The organism is Mangrovimicrobium sediminis (assembly GCF_004745945.1).
GTDB classification, from domain to species: domain Bacteria; phylum Pseudomonadota; class Gammaproteobacteria; order Pseudomonadales; family Halieaceae; genus Mangrovimicrobium; species Mangrovimicrobium sediminis.
Map to the genome: position 1 here is coordinate 228,697 of NZ_SRLE01000001.1, position 22,437 is coordinate 251,133.

At 66.0% G+C, this 22,437-nt stretch carries 18 protein-coding genes and 1 pseudogene; 3 read left to right on the top strand and 16 right to left on the bottom strand.

The features are described from left to right. Nucleotides 1-77: 77 nt before the first annotated feature. On the top strand, nucleotides 78-1,460 hold the full coding sequence (locus tag E4634_RS01000; RefSeq protein WP_135440732.1) for a class II fumarate hydratase: 1,383 nt from the start codon (nucleotides 78-80) through the stop codon (nucleotides 1,458-1,460). A 3-nt stretch (nucleotides 1,461-1,463) separates the two neighbouring features. Here the strand turns inward: E4634_RS01000 and E4634_RS01005 are convergent, their stop codons facing one another. Continuing rightward, nucleotides 1,464-1,853 (bottom strand): PPOX class F420-dependent oxidoreductase, encoded by a 390-nt coding sequence (locus E4634_RS01005; protein ID WP_167854705.1) that lies wholly within the window; start codon nucleotides 1,851-1,853, stop codon nucleotides 1,464-1,466. 2 nt (nucleotides 1,854-1,855) lie between these two features. Continuing rightward, complete coding sequence (locus tag E4634_RS01010) at nucleotides 1,856-2,950, bottom strand: saccharopine dehydrogenase family protein (protein WP_135440734.1); 1,095 nt, start codon at nucleotides 2,948-2,950, stop codon at nucleotides 1,856-1,858. A 208-nt stretch (nucleotides 2,951-3,158) separates the two neighbouring features. Here E4634_RS01010 and E4634_RS01015 point away from each other — a divergent pair, with 208 nt between their 5' ends. Further along, nucleotides 3,159-3,449: an antibiotic biosynthesis monooxygenase family protein gene (locus E4634_RS01015; protein WP_135440735.1), complete on the top strand. Its 291-nt coding sequence runs from the start codon at nucleotides 3,159-3,161 to the stop codon at nucleotides 3,447-3,449. A 22-nt stretch (nucleotides 3,450-3,471) separates the two neighbouring features. Here the strand turns inward: E4634_RS01015 and E4634_RS01020 are convergent, their stop codons facing one another. Genes E4634_RS01020 through E4634_RS01045 form a run of 6 tightly spaced genes read right to left on the bottom strand, consistent with a single transcriptional unit; the run spans nucleotide 3,472 to nucleotide 8,490 of the window. Beyond that, on the bottom strand, nucleotides 3,472-4,686 hold the full coding sequence (locus E4634_RS01020) for a tetratricopeptide repeat protein (RefSeq protein ID WP_167854706.1): 1,215 nt from the start codon (nucleotides 4,684-4,686) through the stop codon (nucleotides 3,472-3,474). A 26-nt stretch (nucleotides 4,687-4,712) separates the two neighbouring features. Then, entirely contained in the window at nucleotides 4,713-5,375 is a 663-nt protein-coding gene (locus E4634_RS01025) for an energy transducer TonB (protein ID WP_135440737.1), read from the bottom strand. A 10-nt stretch (nucleotides 5,376-5,385) separates the two neighbouring features. Further along, nucleotides 5,386-5,793, bottom strand: coding sequence for an ExbD/TolR family protein (locus E4634_RS01030; RefSeq protein WP_135440738.1), 408 nt, complete (start codon nucleotides 5,791-5,793; stop codon nucleotides 5,386-5,388). A gap of 1 nt (nucleotide 5,794) precedes the next feature. Then, complete coding sequence (locus E4634_RS01035; protein ID WP_135440739.1) at nucleotides 5,795-6,331, bottom strand: MotA/TolQ/ExbB proton channel family protein; 537 nt, start codon at nucleotides 6,329-6,331, stop codon at nucleotides 5,795-5,797. Between the two features lie 9 nt (nucleotides 6,332-6,340). Then, nucleotides 6,341-7,717 carry a MotA/TolQ/ExbB proton channel family protein gene (locus E4634_RS01040; RefSeq protein WP_135440740.1) on the bottom strand — a complete coding sequence of 459 codons (1,377 nt, stop codon included), beginning with the start codon at nucleotides 7,715-7,717 and terminating at the stop codon, nucleotides 6,341-6,343. After that, complete coding sequence (locus tag E4634_RS01045; RefSeq protein WP_135440741.1) at nucleotides 7,717-8,490, bottom strand: DUF3450 domain-containing protein; 774 nt, start codon at nucleotides 8,488-8,490, stop codon at nucleotides 7,717-7,719. The genes E4634_RS01040 and E4634_RS01045 overlap by 1 nt, the downstream gene beginning before the upstream one ends. Nucleotides 8,491-8,729: 239 nt before the next feature. On the opposite strand from E4634_RS01045, the gene E4634_RS01050 reads away from it, so the two are divergent. Then, complete coding sequence (locus E4634_RS01050) at nucleotides 8,730-10,013, top strand: eCIS core domain-containing protein (RefSeq protein ID WP_135440742.1); 1,284 nt, start codon at nucleotides 8,730-8,732, stop codon at nucleotides 10,011-10,013. Between the two features lie 44 nt (nucleotides 10,014-10,057). Here the strand turns inward: E4634_RS01050 and E4634_RS01055 are convergent, their stop codons facing one another. From E4634_RS01055 to E4634_RS01085, 8 genes and pseudogenes are all read right to left on the bottom strand, one after another. Then, a complete protein-coding gene (locus E4634_RS01055; RefSeq protein WP_240725039.1) occupies nucleotides 10,058-12,658 on the bottom strand; it encodes a hypothetical protein in 2,601 nt (866 codons plus the stop codon). 36 nt (nucleotides 12,659-12,694) lie between these two features. Continuing rightward, nucleotides 12,695-13,039: pseudogene (locus E4634_RS22060) on the bottom strand (eCIS core domain-containing protein); the annotation flags it as partial. A gap of 6 nt (nucleotides 13,040-13,045) precedes the next feature. Then, entirely contained in the window at nucleotides 13,046-13,240 is a 195-nt protein-coding gene (locus E4634_RS01060) for a hypothetical protein (protein WP_135440744.1), read from the bottom strand. A gap of 48 nt (nucleotides 13,241-13,288) precedes the next feature. Beyond that, entirely contained in the window at nucleotides 13,289-14,317 is a 1,029-nt protein-coding gene (locus E4634_RS01065; protein ID WP_206046749.1) for an eCIS core domain-containing protein, read from the bottom strand. Between the two features lie 91 nt (nucleotides 14,318-14,408). Beyond that, nucleotides 14,409-16,550 carry an ATP-binding protein gene (locus tag E4634_RS01070; protein ID WP_135440746.1) on the bottom strand — a complete coding sequence of 714 codons (2,142 nt, stop codon included), beginning with the start codon at nucleotides 16,548-16,550 and terminating at the stop codon, nucleotides 14,409-14,411. 13 nt (nucleotides 16,551-16,563) lie between these two features. Next, nucleotides 16,564-18,192 carry a hypothetical protein gene (locus tag E4634_RS01075; protein WP_135440747.1) on the bottom strand — a complete coding sequence of 543 codons (1,629 nt, stop codon included), beginning with the start codon at nucleotides 18,190-18,192 and terminating at the stop codon, nucleotides 16,564-16,566. 3 nt (nucleotides 18,193-18,195) lie between these two features. Beyond that, nucleotides 18,196-20,559 carry a hypothetical protein gene (locus E4634_RS01080; RefSeq protein ID WP_135440748.1) on the bottom strand — a complete coding sequence of 788 codons (2,364 nt, stop codon included), beginning with the start codon at nucleotides 20,557-20,559 and terminating at the stop codon, nucleotides 18,196-18,198. Between the two features lie 16 nt (nucleotides 20,560-20,575). After that, nucleotides 20,576-22,435, bottom strand: a complete 1,860-nt coding sequence (locus tag E4634_RS01085) for a hypothetical protein (protein ID WP_135440749.1) — start codon at nucleotides 22,433-22,435, stop codon at nucleotides 20,576-20,578. Nucleotides 22,436-22,437 lie beyond the last annotated feature (2 nt).

Consider the following 22,437-nt stretch of genomic DNA (forward strand, 5'->3'; position numbering starts at 1 on the left):
CCGGGTTGACGCCCCGCCGTCGCGGCGGGCTATGCTGTAGTGCAGGCCACTACCCTAGCACATCGGGAGATTCAGGTATGAGAACGCGCAGTGAACGCGACAGCATGGGCGAGGTCCTGGTGCCCCAGGACGCACTGTACGGCGCCCAAACCCAGCGCGCGCTCGACAACTTCGGCCTGCAGCAGCGGCCGATGCCCGGGGCCTTCATCCGCGCGCTGGCGGCGATCAAGGCCGCAGCGGCCAGGGCCAACAGCGACTGCGCTGTTCTCGACCCCGCACTGGCTACTGCCATCGCCAGCGCCGCACGCAGCATCGCCGACGGCGAGCACGCGCAACACTTCCCCGTATCGGTGTTCCAGACCGGTTCCGGCACCAGCAGCAACATGAACGTTAACGAGGTGATCGCGCGGCTCGCGAGTGCCGCCAGCGGCCTGCAGGTCCACCCCAACGATCACGTGAACTGCAGCCAGAGCAGCAACGACGTCGTACCCAGCGCGATCCAGGTGTTGGCCATGGGCGGTCTCAGCCGACGCCTGGAACCAGCGCTGGGGCAGTTGATAGAAACCGTGCGCGAGCGCGCCGACGAACTCTATACGGTGACCAAGACCGGGCGCACCCACCTGATGGATGCCATGCCGCTGACCTTCGGCCAGGAACTCGGCGCCTGGGCGGAACAACTGCAGGAGTGCGGCGAACGCTTCGCCGGACTCAAGCCCCGGCTGGGCCGCCTGCCGCTGGGCGGCTCGGCGGTGGGTACCGGGGTGAACGTGCCGGCGGGTTTCCGCGAGCGCTGCATCGCGGGCCTGTCGTCACAGCTGGCACTGCATTTCGAACCAGCCGACAACCCCTTCTCGCGCATGGCAGGCCAGGACGTGAGCCTGGAACTGTCATCGACGCTGCGCGCGCTGGCGGTAGTGCTGGGCAAGGTTGCCAACGACCTGCGTTGGATGGGTTCGGGGCCACTCTCGGGACTGGCGGAAATCCAGCTGCAGGCCCTGCAGCCTGGCTCCTCGATCATGCCCGGCAAGGTCAACCCGGTGCTGCCCGAGGCGGTGCTGATGGTGGCGGCGGACGTCATGGGCAACGACGCCAGCATCGCCCTGTCGGCCCACTCCGGCAACTTCCAGCTCAACGTCATGCTGCCGCTGATCGCCGAAAAGCTGGCTGCGAGTATCGACGCCCTGGTCTGGGCCTGCGAGGCGCTGCGCAGCTGCATCGCAGGTTTTACTGTGAATACCCCGCGGGTAGAGGCCAACCTCGCGGCCAACCCGATCCTGGTCACCGCTCTCAACGCCAGGCTCGGCTACGACCGGGCCGCAACAATTGCCAAGCGCGCCTATGCGGAACAGCGCCCGGTGCTGGACGTGGCGCTGGAGGAGTGCGACCTGTCTCGCGAAGAACTGGAAGTGCTGCTCGACCCGCAGCGCCTGACAGGTGTCGAAGACTGGCGCGAAGACTGAAGTTCAGTCCAGGCGTACACCGATGTAACGCCGCCGCTGCAGGCGTCCGGACAGGCGGGCGCCGAAATCGGCGGCGCGCATCTGCAGGCCGTACTTGCGCAGCAATGCGCGATGAGCAACGGCAGCCTCTTCGGCATCGTCGATCAACCACGCCTTGCCCGTGTGCCAGTCGCCGGTCAGGCGGCCATTAAAGGTACAGGTAGCGAGGCGGCACTGGGCAAAATTGCGCAGGCGTTTGACCTTGCCCGCCTCACCGGCACTGAAGATATACAAGCAGTCCGCATCCGGCGCACACCACACCGGGGTATCCACCCAGTTCCCGTTGCGCCGCAGGGTGGAAAAGCTGACGTATTTCGCCCGCTGCAGGGCCTCGCGAACGCCCTCATCGGCCACGCTCAGCAGGCCTCGGCCACGGGCTCATCCGAGGGCATAAGTCGTGTCCCCTCCACCTCCAGCGCAATGCGCGGCCCGAAGGCCATGGTCGGCGTCATGCAGCCGCCGTCGATGCCACCACACAGGGCTTTTTCCACACACAGCAGCGAGGCCTGGGTGGTGAAGGTGAAGCCCTCCAGGGTTTCCATGGTCGCCTCGACACTCTTGCCGGCGTCGTTCCAGGCGCGCCCCCACAGGCGCATGTAACCGGCGGCGCGCTGCTCGTCGGTGGGCGGCGCCACGCTGGCGTCGATCTTCTCGAACATGCGCTTTTGCAGGGCGGGCAGCCCCAGCACCGGCGCCAGCGGACTCATCGCACGCATCACGCGGCCGGCCTTCTGCGGCATCGCCATGTACATGGTGAAGTTGGGAATACCGGTGCTGCGGTAGGCGGAGCTGACATCGCCCCAGGGGATGCTGATGCAGTATTCCTCGCGGTCGGAGAACTGCACGGTCTTGCCCCAGCGGGCCAGGGCCACGCGCTTGATGCGGCCGTCGCGGCGCACTTTGCATTTGTCCGCGAGCATGCCCATCACGGTTTTCTGCGAGCCCGCGCTGCCGCCGCCGGCGCCATAGAAGGCCATCTCCAGCCAGGTCGCGTCGGGCAGGCGGTCGGCCAGGGAGCGAGCCAGGGTATCGCTGGGCACCACGTCAAAGCCCACGCCGGGGACGATCACCGCACCGGAGGCGCGCGCCTGGGCGTCGCGGGCGTAGTACTGCTCGAACAGGTCCGGCTCGCCGCAGATATCCAGGTAGTGAATGCCGTGCTCGGCGCAGGCCTCGACCAGCGGCAGACCGGTCGCGGCAAAGGGCCCCGCGCAGTTGAGCACCAGTTCGCAGCCTTCGAGCTGCCCGGCGGCCTGCGCCGCGGACTCGATGGGAAATACCTTGCTGGGCAGCGAGAGCTCGGTGGCGAGGGCCTCCACAGCGGCGCGGTTGCGTCCGGCGAGAATGGGCGACCAGCCGCGCCGGGCGGCTTCGCGGGCGATCAACTGGCCGGTGAAACCGTTGGCGCCGTAAATCATCCACGTATGTCCGACGATATTATTATCTTTCATAGCAAACTTTTCCTTTCAAGCGGCCGTTGCAGTTACCTGGCAAAGGCTTCCTGTGACGACGGTGCGAAGACAGCATTTATAATAATCGCGACAATCGCAATAGCGATAACCTACGCGCGGGCAGATACTCTGCATTGCAAAGTTAACTATTGTAACGACAGACTGCCCCCCTGTGACAAGCGCGCCAAAGGCGCTTGCGGAGAACCCGATGCTGGTAGTGATTTTTCGCGCGCGAATCGCCGCGCTGGACGCCGAGTACGAACACACTGCGGCGCAACTGCGCGAGACGGCGTTACGGGACTTCGGTTGCCTGCGCTTCGAGGCGCTGAGCGCCGGTGACGAGGAGATCGCGCTGTCCTGGTGGCCGGACGAGGCGAGCATCAGCGCCTGGAAGCAACACCTGGACCACCGCGCCGCACAGGCCCGCGGCCGCGAGCGCTGGTACGCGAGTTACTCGGTGCAGGTGGCGAGGGTGGAGCGGGAATACGACTACCCCTGAAGCCGGGACTTTCCCCGCCGGATCAGGAGCCCTCTTCGAGCAGGGCTTTCTGTTCCATTTCGTGGTCGACAAAGGCCAGCCACTGGTCGGCGTAGCGCTCGGTCTCATCAAAGCGCGCCGCGCGCTCGAAGTGGCTGCGCGCGTCGGTCAACTTGTGCAGGCGCACCTGCGCCATGCCGCGCACCAGCCAGGCGACACCCTCGCGGCGCAGGCCGCCCTTGGCGATGGCCTTGCGCGCCATGGCCTCGGCCTGCTCCCAGTTCCAGGCGTCCATCTGCAGTTGCGCGACGCGCAGGTAAAGGTCGCCGCTGTCATCCAGCGCCGCCGCGCGCTCCAGCGGGGGAATCGCCTTTTCCGTATCCGCCGCCGCGAGCCAGGCCTGGGACAGCATTTCCAGGTTGCTCTGGGTGGCCTCGATAACACCGCCGTCGATCTCGCGCTGCAGCAGCACCGCCGCCTTGTAGGGCAGCTCCTCGGCGAGGAACAGGCTGGCCAGCATACGCAGGTGGGTGGCCTGGGTCAGCCGGCCCTCGTCGAGCAGGGACTCCACCAGCGCCAGCTGGCGCGGCGTGTCGCCCAGCTCCCCGTGCAGGGCGGCGAGGTTCATCAGGTATTGTTCACGCGGGTACAGCGTCACCAGATACTCCATGGTGTCGCGCATGTCGGTGTAGGCCTTCATCTCGAAGTAGATCGAGGCGAGCATCGACAGCCAGTTCTCCGGCGGCTGGTCGTCGGGGCCGGAGCGCGAGGCGATCGCCTCCTTCAGCGGCTGCAACGCTTCCTCGAAACGTTCCTGACGCACCAGGGCGATGGCCAGCAGCGCCTTGTTGGCGCCGGTGTCCTGGCCCTCGATGGTCATCAGTTGGCGCAGGCGGTTCTCCGCCTCGCGGTAATCTTCCTGCACCAGGCACAACTGGCCCAGGGCGAGCAGCAGGTTGATCTGCATGGACTCGGGCAGGTTCTCCAGTTCGATAGCCTGCTCGTAGATGCCGCGCGCCTTGCCCAGTTCGTCCTGTTCGTAGTGGATGTAGCCGAGCAGGTTGAGGATATGCGCCTTTTCATAGGGCGAGATGCGGTTGTTGAGCAGGGGTTCTACCTCGCCGCGGGCGGCGGCGAAATCGCCGGCCTCGACGAAGGTCTGCGCCTCGTTCATGGCGTCGTAGACGCGCTGGCTCATACCGACTACCGACTCCGCCGCGCCCGCCAGCGGGCAGGCGAGCAGCAGGAGCAGCGTCACGGCAAACCTGTGTATGGCATATCTCATCAGTTGCGCTGACCGTCGAGCTCGTAAGTGAAGTTGTTGTAAACGCCGATGACCTCGATGGCCACGCCGTCGATCACCCGCGGCTTGTACTTGAAGCGCCGCGCCGCTTCCACCGAGGCCTTGTAAAACACCGGGTCGGTGCAGCGATCCTCCAGCACCTCGACATCCTTGACCGTGCCCGCGGTGGTCACCGTGTAGCGCACCATGCACTCGCCGGAAAGGCCGCGCTGCTGCGCGCGCCGCGGGTAGACCGGCGCCACCTTGACGATGGGCAGGTACTCGCCGTCACCGGTGCCGAGGCCGAGGCCACCGCGGCCGATGTCCAGGTCGCCCGGGCCGCCGCCGCTGGGCGCCGTGACCGCCAGCGTCTCGCCGCTGGAGGAGGAGTCCTGGTTCATGTCCGGGGGAATCTCCGGCGGTTTTTCCTGCTGCGGGCGTTCCGGCTTGCGATCCTTGCGCTGGGCTGCCTCCTCGCGCTTGAGGCGCACGAAGTCGAGCATCTGGATGTGGTCGCCGTCGTTCAGGCGCATCTCCGAGGCGTTGATCAGGGTGTACATGAACAACGCCAATGCCAGCGCACCGGCGGCGCCGACACCCGCCCCCACCAGCAGGCCAAAGGCGGCCCCGGCTCCACGACGCTGTTCAATAATCGGGTCGTTCATGCTGCTGTGCTTACTGCGAGGCCGCGAGGGCGATGTTGTAGACGCCGGCGCGGCGCGACTGGTCCATCACCTGCACCAGTACCTCGTTGCGCGAGTTGCGGTCGGCCTGGATCACCAGCGTGCCCTTGGGGTTCTCCGCGTGCAGGCGCTCGATAATCGCGCGCAGGGAGCGGATGTCGGTTTCGCGGCGGTTGATCCACACCCGGTCGTTCTCGTCGATGGCGACCAGGATACTGGCTTTTTCCTGCACCACGGCGGTGGCGGCGTCGGGTTTGTCGACGTCGATGCCCGCCTCCTTGATGAATGTCGCGGTGACAATAAAGAAGATCAGCATGATAAACACGACGTCGAGCATCGGCGTGATATCGACGCCGCCCTCCTCGGTTTCGGTCTGAACACTACCCAACAGATTGCGCATGCTAGTCGTCCTGTGTCTGGGAGAAGAAGGCGGCCAGGCGGTCGCCGGCGGCATTCGCGCGACCCTCCGCCACCAGGTTGCCGAGCAACCCGAATATCGAGACCACCATGCCGGCGAGCGTGGTGACTGTCGCCTTGGAGATACCCGCGGCCATGGAGCGGGCGTTGTTCGAGCCGGTGGCGGCCAGCGCATCGAATACCTCGAGCATGCCGAGCACCGTGCCCAGCAGGCCGAGCAGCGGGCACACCTTGATCAGCGTACTGATCAGCGGAAAGTGCCGGCGCAGGCCCTGGCGCACCTCCCACTGCAGGTTCTCGCGAAACTGCTGGGCGTACCAGGAGGTCTTGTCGTCGCGCTGCTGCCACAGCGCCACTACCACACCCAGGTGCTTGGGCAGCTCCCAGGACAGGAAATACAGGCGCTCGAACAGCAGCGACCACATGACGAAGGCGATCAGCAGGATCAGGCTGAGGATCGGCCCGCCCAGTTCCAGCAGGTCGCCCAGCCAGGGCAGCCAAGTGTCGACCAGGTTCAGCATGTCGCGACCCTAGCCCTGGGCTTCCGCACGCGAGGCGACCATCGCCACCGCCCTGCCCTGCAGGATCTCGGACAGCGACTTGGCGCGGCTCTGCACCAGGTTGTGCAGCAGCAGCATGGGAATCGCCACGCACAGGCCAAGCACCGTGGTGACCAGGGCCTGGGAGATACCGCCGGCCATCAGGCGCGGGTCGCCGGCACCGAACAGGGTAATCGCCTGGAAGGTGACGATCATACCGGTCACCGTACCCAGCAGGCCCATCAGCGGCGCGACAGCGGCGACAATCTTCAGCAGCGGCAGGTAGCGGTTGATACGCGGGACTTCCTCGAGCACCGCCTCGGACAGGCGCAGCTCCAGGGTCTCGGTATCCGGCTCGTCGTGCAGGCGACCGGCGAGCAGGATGCGGCCCAGCGCGTTCTTCGCCGACGGTTCCTCGGGGTTTGCCATCTGCCGGTGGATCGCCCTGCCCTCCAGCCATAGTACGACCAGGCGACCCAGGGCGAGCAGCAAACCCGCCACACCGAGGGCGATAATGGAGTAACCGATGGTGCCGCCCTGGGCCACACGCTCGGAGAGGTTCGGCGCCTGGGTGAGCAGCTCGAGCAACTGGCCGCGGGTCGGGTCGACAGCGAAGGCCAGCGGGCCGGCGTCGCCAGCGCTCAGGGCCCGGGCACCGCCGAGGTAGCGGTCCGGCTGGCGCGAGTACTCGAGCAGGCGGCCGGTCTCGGGAATGAACTGCAGGTACTTGCCGTCGGCCACCGCGTTGAACAGGCCGACGCGGGTCACCGGCCGCGGCTCTTCCGTGCCGTCCGGGGTCAGTACGTTGCGGGTCTGTGTCACCACCTGGCCGGACTCGGTCATCTCCTGCTGCAGTTCAAACCACAGGCGCTCGATCTCCCCGATTTCCGGCAGGCGATTGGCCTGGCCCATGCGCCCGGCGAAGTCGACCAGGAAATCGCCGCGTTCGGGATGGTCGAGCTGGGTCAGGGACACATAAAACTGGCCCTGGGCGTCGCTGGCCACCTGCTGCAGCACACCGAACAGCTCTTTCAGGGAACCCATACGTTCCTGCAGGCGCTGCTCGAGATCGCCGATCAACAATTCGTTTTCTTCAAACTGGCTCTCGCGCTCGGCACTGAGGGCCTCCAGCGCGGCGCGCTCGGCCTTGATCTCGGCGAGCAGCTTTTCGCGGTCGCGCTGCTCGGCCTTGAATTCGGCCAGGCGCTCCCTGTTCACGGCCTGGTCTTCGCGGCGGCCCTGCTTGACCGACTGCAGCAGGCTTTCCAGCGTCAGCGGTTTGCCCTGCTCGGGCTCGGCGAGCGCCGCCAGCGGCAGGCACAGGGACAGGCCGACGCCCAGTGCGATAGTGCGGATCATGGCTTTCATTACTGTGCCCCCCCCTGACCGGGCATCACCGGCACCGAAATCAACTCCGGCGCGATCTCCTGGCGCGCCACCTTCAGGCCCTTCTCGATAAAGCGGCGGTAGGGCACGCCGTCGAGTTCACGCCAGGCGCCGGCCTCACCGTCCCAGAAGCCGAGGCGATCGCCGCCGACCGTCTGGTACAGCAACGCGGTGCGGCCGATGCGCAGGAAATCGGCATCGAAGGAGCCGCTGTCGAGGGCGAGCTTGGCCTTATAGGCCTCGATGGTGCGACCGTATTCGGTCTCGATCTGGTAGGCCTCGAACACCCGGCGGCATTTCTCCGCCACGGTGACGTCGGCGCGCTCGAGCAACTCGCGCAGGCGCTCGATGCGCTGGCGCCGCTCGACCAGCAGGAAGGGCACGTCCAGTTCGACGAATTCCTCGAGGGTGTCGATCATGCGCGACATCAGCGGCAGGATCTGGCGCTCGATCACTGCGACCTCGCCGATGGAACCCTGCAGGGTCACGATCTCCCGGTCCTGGGCATCCAACTGGCGCTGCAGCATGGCGACGTAGGTCTCCAGGCCCTCGACCAGCTTGAGTTCCGAGCCGTATTCCTCGACCAGGTCGCGGGTCTTGTCGCTGACCTTGTTGATGGCGGCCTGGGCGTCGCGGCCTTCCGCGGAGCGCTCCATCCCCTCCTTTTCTATCTGATCGAGGGTGTCCGCCGCGCTGGCGGGCACACAGGTGAGGGCGCCGAACAGGGCGACGGCCACGATAGTCAGTCTCGACATCGGTGACTCCGGATATGTTGGTTAGTAAAAACTAGGGAGGGGCGTAGCCGTACAACCCTTACTTCAGTTATATAGCAAACGCTCCAATTGTTACATTAGCTTTACACGCCCCTTGTTGGGTAGTACCCCGCGAGCTTAAGTGCCCCGGGATTGACTTGCGTCAAGCGGGCTGGCGAGCGCACGGAGGTGGCGTTACACTGCAGGCAACCATCGCCGTCGTCCCCGTGGGAGGTACCGGCATGCAGCGCAGCAAGTCCCGTTCACCCGCTCAGCCAACTGGCCGCCCCGTCGCCCGCCGTGCCGTCGCGCTGCGCCTCGGGCCTGGGCGTCTGCAGGATGCCGGCAACCAGGCCCTGCAAAGGCGCCACAACCTGAGCACGCCCGGCGATGCCGACGAACGCCGTGCCGACAGGCTCGCCGCGCACGCACTGCGCACCGGAGCAGGCAGCGCCGCTGGCGGGTCCGCAGCGGCACGCACGCCGGTCACCGGGCAGGGCCAGCCGCTGCCAGCGAGTGTGCTTGGCGACATGGAAGCGCGTTTCGGCGAGGATTTCAGCGGCGTGCGCTACCGCGACGACAGCGCCGCGCATCACGAGGCCCGGTCGCTCGACGCGCGCGCCTTCACCCGCGGCCAGACCATCTCTTTCTCTGCCGGCCAGTTCGCCCCGCACACGCCACAGGGCCGCGAACTACTCGCCCACGAACTCGCCCACGTGGCCGCCGCTGGTGACCCGCAGCGCGTGTACCGCGAAACCTGGGATGTGGACGACAGCGCCGGCACGGTAGAGCGCGGTATCTCGGTGCAGTTGATCTTCGAGAACACCTGGACCGACTGGTGGAACAACACCGGCTGGACCGAATCGCGCAAGGCCACCTTCCGCAGCAACTTCGAAAGCAGCATAGAGAACACCTTCAACAACAGCGGCATGGTGCTCAATCCGCCGGCCAGCGCAGTGGATGTATTACCCCCCGCAATCATCGCCAGCGGCTACCGACCGCTGGTCGACATCTCCCTGGTCGGCGATGGCGAAACCTCGGTAAGCGAAGACTGGGAAGTGGATGTCTCCTCCAACCCCACGGGCGAGTTCCGCACTTCCAGCAGCAATCGCAGCTACGGCACGCTGGATGAAGCGGACAACACGCCAATCGAGAAGGAAGGTGCTCCGTCCAACGTGGAACAAATACCGTCTGTGCATGAATTCGGGCACTTTATCGGCCTGATGCACCCGGGTTACAACATGGACGAGGACGAGTGGAGCCCCGGCGCCGGCTCCGAGTACGGGCATTCCGGTACCGACGAACACGGCCACGCGGTGCACGGCCCCACCGACCTCATGGGCACCGGCATGGGCCTGCGCCCCTTCTACTTCGACGAGTGGGCACAGGCGGTGGACCGGCATATCGCCGAATTGCGCCGCGAACGCTCCTGGGAGGAATTCCAGCGCTCCATCGACCGCTTTATTGGCGGCGATCGCGAGATGGGGGATTTTCCGGTGCCGGATGGGGCGACGCGGTTTGGCTAGGTACCCCAGGCCAGACTGTCCACTGAAACCCGCGCAGGGTTGATTCAACGCGTCTCCTGCGCCGTGCGCAGAACACTCAGGATGTACTCACGCTCGAGCTCGCCTACGGTAGGATCGATCCCTGCCTCCGACGACATGAACAGGGGGTTGTCTGTCGGCAGGCCAAACATCCCCTCGACACCGACGGTTGAGGCCTGGTCACCAGTGACCGGCTGGTTCAAACGCGCCAACCTCGCCCTGCGCTCTGCCTCCCGGCGCTCCTCGGCTTCGCGTCGGCGCCGTTCCTGCTCCGCACGCTCGCGGGCGCGCCGCTCTTCCTCCGCCCTGCGATCCCAGTATTCCCTGCCGCCGGGAGCCAGTCGATTCGCGGCCCAGCCGACCAGGAAACCCACGCCAAAACCGACGACGAAGCCAATGGGTCCGCCGACGGCGGTACCCGCCGCGGCCCCTGCCCAGGCCGCCCCGCCACCGATCACGGCCGCACGCCCGGTGCGCACTACCACCTCGGTCGCAGAGTTTTCCCGCTCGTCGGTCAGCATGCTGTAGCCTTCGATCGCAGCGTCCGCAACCCCCGGAAGCGCACGCGCCGCCATGCGACCGGCCACGAGGCGCGGTGCTGTTGCCTCCAGACCCTCTTCGAGTGCCTCATACGCGAGCCGGGACCTGAGCGCAGTTTCCCCAAAATCTGCTGCGTAGTTCGCAACACCCTCTACCGCGAGTTGCTCGGCGAATTGGGCGCGAAAGCGCGGATCCGAGAGATCTGCATTGTCGTTGAATAGCAGGTTGGCACCGGCGGAAAACGCCAGATTTCCCGCCGACCCACGCAGGGCATTGCGATTGGCCACACGCAGGGCGGCGTCGCCGCGATTGCTCCAGTTAGGCGCGGATGCATCGCCGCCGGATCGGCGGTGCTCCTCCTCTATCTGGATGACTTCGATGGGAGTAGCCGCACGCAAATCCCGCGCGTTGCGCGTCTGGGCGTTGCGCCGGAATTCCTCGTAATGGGGTACCACATCGTCGCCCATCTGGAAGCCGAAGACCCGACCCGCCAGATGCTGGCCGAGCCTGTTTATTTCCGCGTCGAAGCGCGGCTGGTCGATCCGCCCACCGCGCAGTGCAGCGAGCAGGTCCGCACCGGTTTGAAGCCGCGGCTGGCCGTCGCGGAGATCGATAACGCCCGGCAGTCTTGCGTTGGCGAAATGCGGGCGCATTTGCCAGGTACCGGCATTACGCGGGCCAGTGCGAGGCTCCTGGGCCCAGTTGGGGGTTCGCGAGTCGCCTCCGCCGTCGGTGGTTTCTAGCCGGGTGGGATTGCGCAGCAAATCACGCAGATCCTGGGCATGGTCCTCGGGTATCATCAGACCCATGCGCGATGCCGTCGCGTCAAGGCTGGCACCCGGTGCGTGTTGATCGCGGAACAGGCTGAGATTGTTGCGACCGGTATCGCCCAACGCGGCGAGTTCCTGCAGGTAATACTGGTAACGGGTATTGCGGTTGGCGCCCTGCCGATAGGACACTTTCACTGACATCAGGTCGAAATCACCCGCCCCCTGGTTGAGAGCCTGCCGCATGCGCAGGTCAACGGCAGGCGTGGAATCCCAACCGCGGCGTACGGGGCGCAGGATATCCAGGCCGCGCGGTGTTTCGTAGTCAAAAATACTCCCGCCCTGGGCCAGTCGCGGAGAGTTTCGAGCGTTCCAGAACCAGCCTGAATTGTCGAAGCCGCTGGCCCCCTGTCCGCGCAGACTGCGCAAGGCAAAACCCTCGCCGATCTCGCCCTGCCTGGCAGCCGCGCTCCCCCAGGGCATCGCGTCTGCAATACCCTGAATACGTGTATCGAGGCGCCCCTGCCCGCCGGTATAGCCGCGGTACCTATCCTGCGGCGTAGCCAGGTTGAACGGAACCTCGCCGGGAGCGAGAAGCAATTCCGGAGCAATCTCCTGAGCGGTTTGACGCAGCCGTTCAACATACTCCTCCTCGCTGAGGATCGGCACACCGATACCCGCCATGTGGTCGTCAAACTGCTGGCGGCTCATGATCGGTCCGGGGAAGGATTGGGATGGGGTACCGGTCGCGAGTTCGGTTTCCACTCCAATAATCAGCGTCTCACCGCTGGCCGTATCCAGCATGAAGAACTCATCGGGGGCTGGATCGACCGCAGTCGTCATCCACAGGAAACCGGTCTGTACGCGCAGGTTGCGTTCATTGCGCAGGCGCACCTGCAGCCGACGATAGGCCCCCAGGTCCGGGTCCACAGGACTCATCTGCCCGTTGTCGGCAATCCAGGTGTCTACACGCAGGGATTCTGCATTGAGCGTATCGTTCCGCATACCGGCAACGTCGACGGCCTCGGGGTCGAACGAAGCGTCGGCGAAGGGCTGTTGGCAGATCATTGGACCGGGTTCGGAGCTCAACCGCTCCTCCGGAACCGAGGTCATGGGCGTGGTCCCGCTCTCCAGCAGGTCCCCTTCATCGAGGCTGCAGCTTCCCGCATCGGTTTCGACTGGCGGAGGCTCATCCATGGAGCACTCACCACCAGGCTCAAAGCGACGAACAACCTGTGGATTTGCCGTACGGGTTCGCAAATTTCCCTGCACAGCCTCGCGCTCGAGCGTATCGTCGCGCTGCCCGAGTACGATTGGCATGGCCGGATCGGGATCCCGAGAACCGACCTGGGCTACATGGCGCAATTCATGTTGGAGTACGCGTTGTCGCTCAGCTGCCAAGGTGCGGTTTGAGAGAAGTATGTGGGATCCGATGGCTGCGCCGGAGGACTGCAGACTGGCCAGGATGCGCTCTGTTTCAAAGCCCTGGTGTATGCGCGCCCCGCCAGCCGTTGAAACGCCACTGCCTGAGGCGAGCAGGTGTTTAATCGCCTGATTTCCCGCGGCTGCAAACGGCTTTGATCGACCCACTCCCGGGGCACGCTCAGCAATGACTTCTGCACCATCGGAACGGCGAACAGGCGCACGCGAGGACTGAGTTCCCGGATCGGCGCGCTCTCCCCGTGGGGACTCCTGCTTCATCGGCGGTTACTGCAGGCCCTGTCCCATCGCGTCCAACTCCGCGTGATCGATAACGTTCTGCACAGCAACCACCGCCGCCTCGGCGATCGCCTCGGCCATGCCGCGCATCGCGTCGGGATCAGACTTGTCATACATTGCCACCATTGCCGCCAGTACCGCCTCGGTCGCCTCGTTGCGGACGGTGTTGATATTCACTGCCATTATATGATCCTCATGTGGAAGTCCTCGTAACTCGTCGACGCGGCGCGCTCACAACCCAAACAGTCGATACCAGCCTCCGGGGGTGGCCAGCGCCCGCCAGCCGGCATTCCACTCCTCGGTAAATTCGTTGACTGGCTGGTTATCGGAGACCGTGGACTGCGTGCGCGATGCGTTGGAACTGCCTCGATCCTCACCGCCGCGCTCCGAAGGGTCGGTCTCCGGCAGGCTGCTGCGTCCCGCCAGCGGGTCGTCCTGCGAGCGTGCACCCATGTCGTCGAGCCAGCGCTGCAGCGAGTCGGACAGCGCCTCGTTGCCGTTGACGTAGTCGTCACCGAAACTGCCACCGGCCGCATTGCTGGGAATATCCTCCGGCGAAAATCCGCTGCGATAGTCGTCGCCCCATTCGGTAAGCCACTGCATGACCTCGTTGCCGAAGCCGAGAGTTTCCGCGGCGACACTGCCATAACCGCTGGCGATACCAGCAGCGGCGCCGAAGTGGCGCAGGTCTACCCAGCCATGCTCGTCGGTGTAGACATAGCGCCCGGCGTTGGTGGCGTGGTCCTCCTGGATGCGCTCCAGAATCTCTTCGTTGGTCATGCCCTGGGCTTCCAGGGCCTGGACGAAGGCAATGAGATCCGCAGGATCTGCAGTACCCTGCTGATTGGGCGCGAGCTGGGAAACCTGTCCGGGGGCCGCCGCGCGACGCAGCGATCCCACAGGCGAAGACAGTCCGAGCGGTGCACTGGCGACGCGCTCCGCCTCAGCCTCCAATTCGGGATTGGTGTCCAGGCTGCGGCCGGCAAATGTCGCGTTCCCGCTCACCCTGCCCTGCCGTTGCTGCACCGCGTGCCAGGTCTCATGGGCGAGATAGCGTTCGGCACCACCGGCGAGGTGAATGTCCCGACCGCGTGTAACCGCGTGTGCACGCAACAGGCCGGGCTCGGCGGAATTGCGGTGTACGCGGACATCGGACAGGTCGATACCACTGCGCGCTTCGTAGGCCGCTTGCAGGCGCGGCGGCAGATTCCCGCCGTGGGCGGCGCGTTGGGTCGCCTGGTTCCCGGCCGGGTTGTGCACCTGTGCATCCGTTCGACGCTTACCCGCGCGCTGGCTTGCTCCTGATTCCCGCTCTCTGCCCGTCTCTCGAGTCCGATTTGGCATGGCTGGCTCACGCACTGCGCGTATCGACAAGACTGAAGTAGTGTTTGAACTCCACCGCCGAGGGCACCCTGCCCTGCTTCATCATCTGCCGCGCCGCCGAGCGCACCAGCAGGGCCATGTCGATTTCTGCAGCGTCGTTCGCGGCGGCCATCAAGGCGGCATCCAGGACCATATTGCGGATCTCGCCGCCGGTGTTCTCGAACTGGCGCGCGAGGAAATTGAAATCCACATCCGCCGCCAGCGGCAGCGACTCGCCGCACATGCTGCGCCACAGCTGTTCGCGCAGGGCGGTGTCCGGGCGCGGGAATTCGACAATGAACTGCATCCGGCGGGTGAACGCCGAGTCAATGCTTTTGGCCAGGTTGGTGGTGAGAATGACGATACCGTCGTGATTTTCGATTTTCTGCAGCAGGTAGGCGACCTCGATATTTGCGTAGCGGTCGTGGGCGTCCTTGACCTCCGATCGCTTGCCGAACAGGGCATCCGCCTCGTCGAAGAACAGGATGCAGTTGGCGCGCCGCGCGGCGGCGAAAATGCGGTCGAGGTTCTTCTCGGTCTCGCCGATGTACTTGGAGACGATACCCGACAGTTCCACACGGAACAGGTCGAGACCGATCGCGTTGGCGATGACGCTCGCAGACATGGTCTTGCCGGTACCGCTGGCACCGGAAAACAGCGCGACCAGGCCACTGGCACCGCCGCTCTTGTGCTGCAATCCCCACTCGTCGAACACCCGGCGCCGGGCGCGGATTGCCTGCACCATCTCATGCACCCGCTGTACAATCGCGCCGGGTAAGACCAGGTCCGCGAAATCGAAATTGCGCTGCACGCGTTCCGCCAGTGCGCCCATGTCGCCGTGCGACTGGCGACGCGCGGCGGCGAACAGCTGCGGCTGCTCCAGCGCACTCTCGCCAGCGTTCTCGGGCCGCAGGGCAAGGTCGTCGACCGCCGCACGTACCTGCTCGAACTCCAGCTGGAAGTAGTCGGCGGCCGCGGACACCGCTGTCTCATCGGCACGCAGACCGGCTCGTGCCAGATGGTATTGCCACATGCCGGTGCGTTCGACAACGCTACCCGGCGGCAACTCGCAGGCGATATGGGGCATACCGCGCACCCAGGCCCACCAGCGGCTGCCCGGAGCTACCAGCAGGAACACCGGTGCCGCGGAGTTGCGCAGGGTTTGCAACAGGCGGCGCAATAACGCGGTATTCACCTCACTCTCGTGCAGTTCCGTTGCGCACAACAGCAACCCCTGCCCTGCCAGTGTCGCCGTGAGCTGCAGTGCAACTACCTGCTCCTGTGCCTGTGCCTCGTCGCGCGCCAGTGCCGCGAGGTCCACGCGTTGTGCCGCCTTCCCGGTGCCGGCCAACGCATTGGCACACAGGGCCTCGGCACAGCTCTCGGCGGCGGCTTCAACTACCAGCAACGGCGGACGTGCCGCCTGGCCCAGGATCTCCCCGAACCCCCGAAACTGCTCGCGGACTTGTTCGCCAACCGGCCACTGTGTCCAGTCGCGGTACGCCACCGGCTCAGGGCTGGCGGCTGCCGTGGGCGACGCGTCGCCGACCAGGCCCAGCAGGAAACGCTGCAGTGCACCGGACAGCGCAAATCCGGACGTCAGGCCCGCACCGCCCGCGCGCTCATCCAGTGGCACCAGCAAGCCGCGGGCAAACAGCGTGGCAGCTGGGGCAAAGCTGCGACGACAATCATTGCCCCCGACGTCGGCGAACAGGTTGAGCGCCAGCTCCACCGTGGGATGCTTGCGGCTCACATCGTTGTTCAGGTAGGCGTAGATCACCGGGTATTTGCTGTGCAGTTCGGTGGCGAAGGCCAGCAACAGGACATCGCGCTCGAAGGCGCTGAGTTCAAGGCTTTCACACAGGCGCGCCCAGCAGGGGTCGCGGACCAGTTCACCGTGCATCACTGCGCCCAGACGATCCGCCTCGGCGCTCAGGTGATCGACATCCAGGCCAGCTCCGTGCTCGACGCTGCCTATCAGCTCGTCGACCTGGCGATCGGAGATGTACAGGCCGCGAAACTCGTCGAGCGACAACTGGTAGCTGGCGCGCAGGCGCAGGATCTCGCGGTGCAGCAACAGGTCCAGGCGCTGCAGCGCGAGACGGTAGGCAGGCGGGGCCCAGCTTCTCATCGGTGCCTGCCCACTACGTCACCTCCACCAGGCGAATCGGCCGCGGCGAGAGCGCCGTAATGTCCACGCAGCCGCGGTTGATCCCCGCCATGTTGAGGATCACGCTCATGGGGGCCCGCGTCAGGTGCGCCTGGAGTTCGCCATCGCGCACCACCAGACTGGCTGACATGCCGAGAAAATTGCTCGAGATGTACGCCAGGGAACTGCTGCCAAAACCCGGCAGGCGCCGCGCGAAGGCGCGCAGGCAATGACTGGCGAGCGCGGGCAGCAGGACGCCGGCCAGTGCCGGTACCGCGAGCCGCGTACGTGGCCAGAGGAAATCGAAGTCGGCATCGGCCTGCGCGGATGTCACATCCTCCGGCACGGGCTCACCGCACTGTGCGGCCAGCATCGCGAACACCGGGGCGGCGCCGCTGGCGCCCGGGGCTGCGTCCAGCCAGGCCAGCGCCTCGCCCGCAGTGACCGCTGGCCCGACACCGCACATATCGCGCAACAGGGGGTCGTCCGCTGCGGCGAGGAAGTACTCTCCGCCCATGCAGCAGCACAACACCAGCCAGTGCAGCAGCGCCGCGCGCTCCTGTTGCGCCGGCGCCGGCCAGTTGCGCCAGATGGCTTCGGGTAACTGCAGGACATGCGGAAACAGCAGGAAGGCGCTGCCAAAGCGGGTACTGCGCACGCTGGCCTCCACGCCGCGCCTTGCAGGCTCGACACCGGACGCCGCCGCGGGCAGCCGGGCGAGAACCTCCCGCGTCGCACCCCCGGCCTGCAAAACCGGTAACAGGGCAGCCAGTTGCTGTGGTTCGAGCACCTGCCGCAGCGCGCTGACGCTGGCATCGCGCAGCGCCTCGGCGATCTGGCCGTCGGCATCGCGCATGCCAGCCAGACATGCAATGACTGGCAGCAACCGGGCTATGCCCGGGCGCGGCTGTGCACCGCACAGCGCGATAGCCAACCACAGGCTGCGCTGCGCGTCGCCGGGTAGCTGGCGCAAGGCCGCCAGTGGCTGCGTGGCGAGCGCAGCGAGTGCGGCACTGTCCTGCGCGGAAAGTGGCGCGTGAGGAGCACTGCGCAGGTACACCGCATCCACCACCCGCAGTGCATCCGCCTCGGCTAGCGAGGCGCACACAGCCAGCCGCTGCGCGGAATCAAGAAGCGCCAGGGCACGCGCGGCGCAAGCGGGATCTTCGGCACACAATGCCGTGCGCAGGGCCGCGCCCCGCGGCAGCGGCCGCAGCCCGTCGAACTCGCGCAAGTACCAAAGGTCACCCAGGCCATCACACAGTATCTGGCGCAGGGCCTGGGCCAGGTACTCGGCGCGATTGGGGAAACTCACGACCTGGGCTTCGCTGCTGCGTCCGAGCTTGCGCAATAGCGATAACTGCAGGCGCCTGGCCCACACGCGCGCGATCTCTGCATCCTCCAGTGCGCTATCGATATCCATTTCCAGTTCCAGCCGGCGGATGAATACCAGCCCCTCCCCGGCATCCGCGAGCGGCTCCAGCGCCTGGGACAGTGCATCCGGCAGCCCGCGCCGGGCAGTGCGCTGAAGGCGTTCGAGCAGCGCCTGCGCGGGTCCGTCCGGGTGCGCGACAAAGCACTCCAGTTGCAGCTGGCCGATGCGCAGGTGGGAGTCGCGCGCCATGGCTCAACGCGCGCCCATGGCGATGAAATTGAAGGCGCGGTCCTCCGCCTGGGTGGCAGCCGTGGAACCAGGGTCCTCGTTGCGGTCGCGGATGTCAGTCACCTGGATCAGCGCGGTGCTGTTGCTGGTCACGGTCACCGAGAGAATGTTATCCGGGTTGCCGTGGGCGTTGGCCACCACGATGGGGTGCGCTGTGAAGCCCGGTGAGAAGGTAATCGTGTATTGCCCGAGCGGGCCCTTGCTCACGCTGTAACCGGTGCCGACCTCCTCGTTGCCGTTGGCCGCCACCCGCCCGGCGACAGTGCGCAGGCCCTGTGCGCCGCCGACCGCGCGCAACTCGGCGGTGTTGCCAAAGCGCACATCGCCGCGTACATCCAGCTTGGCCAGGGGCGCACTGGTGCCGATGCCCACGTCACCATCGTCGGCCACGGTAAAGCGCCGCGAGGTATCCCAGTGGTGGATGCTGAACTCGCCACCGTGCGCCTGAACATGAAGGCCCTGGGTAGCGCCATTGTTGCGCGCCTGGATTTCGTTCACGTCGACCACCAGGTTGTCGGCATTGACATCGCCGATCAGCAGGTAGCCGGCATTGTCCGCCAGGGTCACGTCGTTGCCGGAGAACAGGTGCAGCGTGGTCAGCGGATCGCCCGTCCCCAGGCCGACCAGGTCGCCGTTGATCACCAGGCTGTCCTCGCCATCGTGGTGCAGCACCAGCCTGTCGTTGTTCTTGTGCCAGTGGACATTGGCCCGCTCGACACCGTCACTGCCAAACTCGAGGCGGCTGCGCGGGGTACCGGACAGTGAGTTGATGTCGATGAACACCGCGGGCGCATCGCCGACCACGTGCAGTTGCTCGGCGGGATCTACCGTGCCGATACCCACGTCCCCGCCCGGCGCCAGGAACAGGCGGCTCTGTGCCAATCCGGTCTCGGTCAGGTTAAGTCCCTTGCGCTCGGTGCCCTCGACATCCCACAGGTCCAGTTGCCACTGGGTCACACCGCTGTCAGCCTCGAAGCTCGCCAGGCGATAGATATCGTAGCTGGTCTCGTCCTCGGTACCCTCGTTCTCGACCACGGTCTCAGCGCGCCCGCGCATGGTCAGCGGTGCTTCGAGCAGGCTGTCCGGGTTGGTGGTACCGATACCGACCAGCCCGTTGTCCTGGATCACCACAGCGTTCTGTACCACGCTGCCCGGGTTACAGATGTCGCTGCCCGAAAAGGTGATACTGCCGATGGTGAAACGGTTGCGCCCGTCCTCGCTGCCGCCGAGCAACACCTGCAGGTCGGTACCGTGGCGCGGGTTGTTGTCGGCACGTTGCATCAGCGCGGGTACGATCGGCGACACCAGTGCGCCATCGACGGTGCGCTCCAGGTAGTCCCGCCCCGCGGCATCGCGAAACTCGAGGCGGCCATCCAGCAGGCGGGCGTCGCCGGTGACACGCACATTGCCCTCGAGCCACACCAGTTCCTTGGGTTTGAGGCGGCCGTCACAGTAGTGCAGGTCGCTGGTCTTTACCTGGCGCGCGCGGCACACGGCGTCGTTGTTGCCGGCCGGGTCGGGTTCGTCGGTGCGCTCGCGCAGGCGGATCAGCCCCTGGGCGGCGAACAGCGATTCCGCGACCACGCCGAGCAGGCGGCGCTTGGCGCGGCTGGCCATCAGCGCCTCGTAGACCTGGTCTGGCGTCTGGGTACCCGCGCCGCTGTCCAGCGCCTGCTGCGCGGCGGGATCGACCAGCGGCAGGAAGGCATTGTCCGCGGCGGACCAGTGCACATGCCCCAGGGGTACCAGCCAGCGCGCCGTGGCGTCGTCCACCGGCAGCTGCTGGTGCGGCACTGCACCATCGCACAACAGCTGCGCGTCCGGATCGACGCTGATCAGGGCTTCACGAGCGTCGACCAGCAACTGATCGTTGACGGTAATCCCGCTCTGCCGGTCGAGGATACTGGTCTTGCCGCCGACTTCGATGGCGAAGCTCTCGCCCGCGCGGGCGTAGCTGTCCTGGGCCGAGCAGGCATTGAATCCGGGGCGCGTGGCCGACAGGTCGGTCTCGTCGTAACGGATCCAGACATCGACATTGCCTGAACCCACGCCGACGAACTGGCCGGCCTCGATCCGCGTCGGGTTGCTGACCACGATAATCCGGCCGTAGCCGTCCACCGCCACGCCGGGCTGCACGTAGTACTCGACGGTGGTATCGGTAACCGGCTGCGACACCAGGTCGAGACCCACGGCGATGCCCCAGCTGTGCTGGCCGAGGTTCTGCCGCGCCGCGGTGGTGCGCAGGTAATCGACAATGGCGTTGAGATCCACCGCGCTCAGGTATTGCAGCGCGAAGAAACTGGGTCGTTCTGCGGCGATACTGGCCATGCTCTCCTCCGGCGCCCTAGAGATTCAGGTTTTTCAGCAGGGTCTTGAGCTGGGCGTCTTGCAGCTCGACTTTCAGGCGCAGGTCCCTGAGTTCTTTCTCGACCGCACTCGTGCCCGCCTGCGGCGCCTCGCCTGACAGCTCGCGGCGAAACTCGTCCATGCGGTGTTCGGCCTTGCCACTGCCGAGCACCGTGTCGAGAAACGGCTTCACCGCGACTTCACCGACGATCAGCAGCGGCAGGTTGCGCGCCTCTACCTCGGAAAGGGGCTGGCCGTTGTCCGGCAGGCGAAAGCGCGGCGATACCGCGTTGAGCACCGCGCCGAGTTGCAGCGGCTGCGAGCCGCGCGCCTGCATGTCGCCCAGCAGTCGGGAAAAGTTCTGCACCTGCAGGCCAGCCTGCGGCGCGAAACGCGATGCCACCCGCCCGGAGGCCGCCTGCATGACGCTGGCGCTGTAGGCCGGCGTCACCGAACCCAGCGGTGAGGTGGTCATGCCGGCGACATTCGACGGCACTCCCTGGGGTTGGGTCGCGGTGCCGGGAACCGTGCCCGGCACATCGTCGATAATGTCGTCGAACAGGCCGAGCAGGGAGTTGCAACACATCTCGTCGAGCAGGTCGCGGATGAAATCCATGATCGGCAGGATGCCCACCCAGTGAGCCATCGCCGGCCAGGTGACCATCATCTGTCGCTCGGTGGTCCAGTTGCAGATACTGAGCACCTTGCAGTCGCGGGCGCGCACCCGTATCGAAGCCAGCGGCACGCGGGTGTCGCAGGTCGATGGCGGGGGCGGCGGCAGCAGCGCCAGGCACAGGCAGTTCCTGACGCCCTCCGCCCAGGCGCTGATCAACTGCAGGTAGGCGTTGAGGAACAGCTGTTCATAGTTCTCGAGGTTGCTGGCGCTGGGGCAGGTCACCGCCAGCAGGTAATCGATGATCTCGCAGCGCACGTTGCGGTGTGTCTGGAAGTACTTGAGCAGATTGTCCCGGAAGCGGCAGCACCACTGGGTGAGCTGGGCGGCCTGGGTATCGAGGTTGCCATCGGGATCGAGTTGCGGCATGGGCGGCACCGCATCGATGAGCGGCTGCGCGCAACAGTTAAACGCCTCCCAGAAGGCGCCCTGCAGCGGCACCAACTGGTCGTCATCGTCGCGCGGGTCCTCATTCTCCGGCTTGCGGTAGACGCCGAAGCGGTAGCCCTCGCAGGTCACCGTGGGCTCGCACTCGGGCGGAGCACCGCGGTAGGTCGTGGTCCCTGCAGTGGGTGTTGCAGTTGTACCACAACCGCATCCGGCGCTGCTCTTGCCATTCGCAGGAGTGCCACCTGCGCAGCCGCAATCGCCACCGCAGCCACAGGCGTTGCCAGCCCCCCCTGCACCCGGCGCCCCGCAGCTGTTGCCGCGCAGCGCGGTCACACCGCGACTGGCCCACTCCTGGTAGCTCACGGTCAGCACCCATTCTTCGACAAGGTCGTCGCAGTTGTTGCCGCGGGGCTCGCGGAAGGGCTGGCACTCCGGCTGCGGGTCGGCCTGCTTGCACTTGCGGATCAGGTCGCACAGGCCGACGCTGGTCTCCTCGCAGACGACGATGTCATCGCCGCAGGGGTCGACCGCGTAGCCCTGGGTGACTTTCACGTCGCCACAGGGGTCGCAGACCACCAGCAGCCCGTTGACCACGCCCCAGCCGTGCAGGTTGCGGGTATGCAGGCGATGCTTGTTGCGAATGTACTGGTCGAGCCGGTTGAGGTCCTGCTCGCTGAGCAGCTGCCCGGCGAAGAATCGCGGCCGGCACAGGCACTCCAGGGCGCCGCAGTCCGGGCAGCAGGCGGGATTCCTGGCCGGGGGGCGGCACTGGGTGGATTCAGTGGTGGTGGCCATGA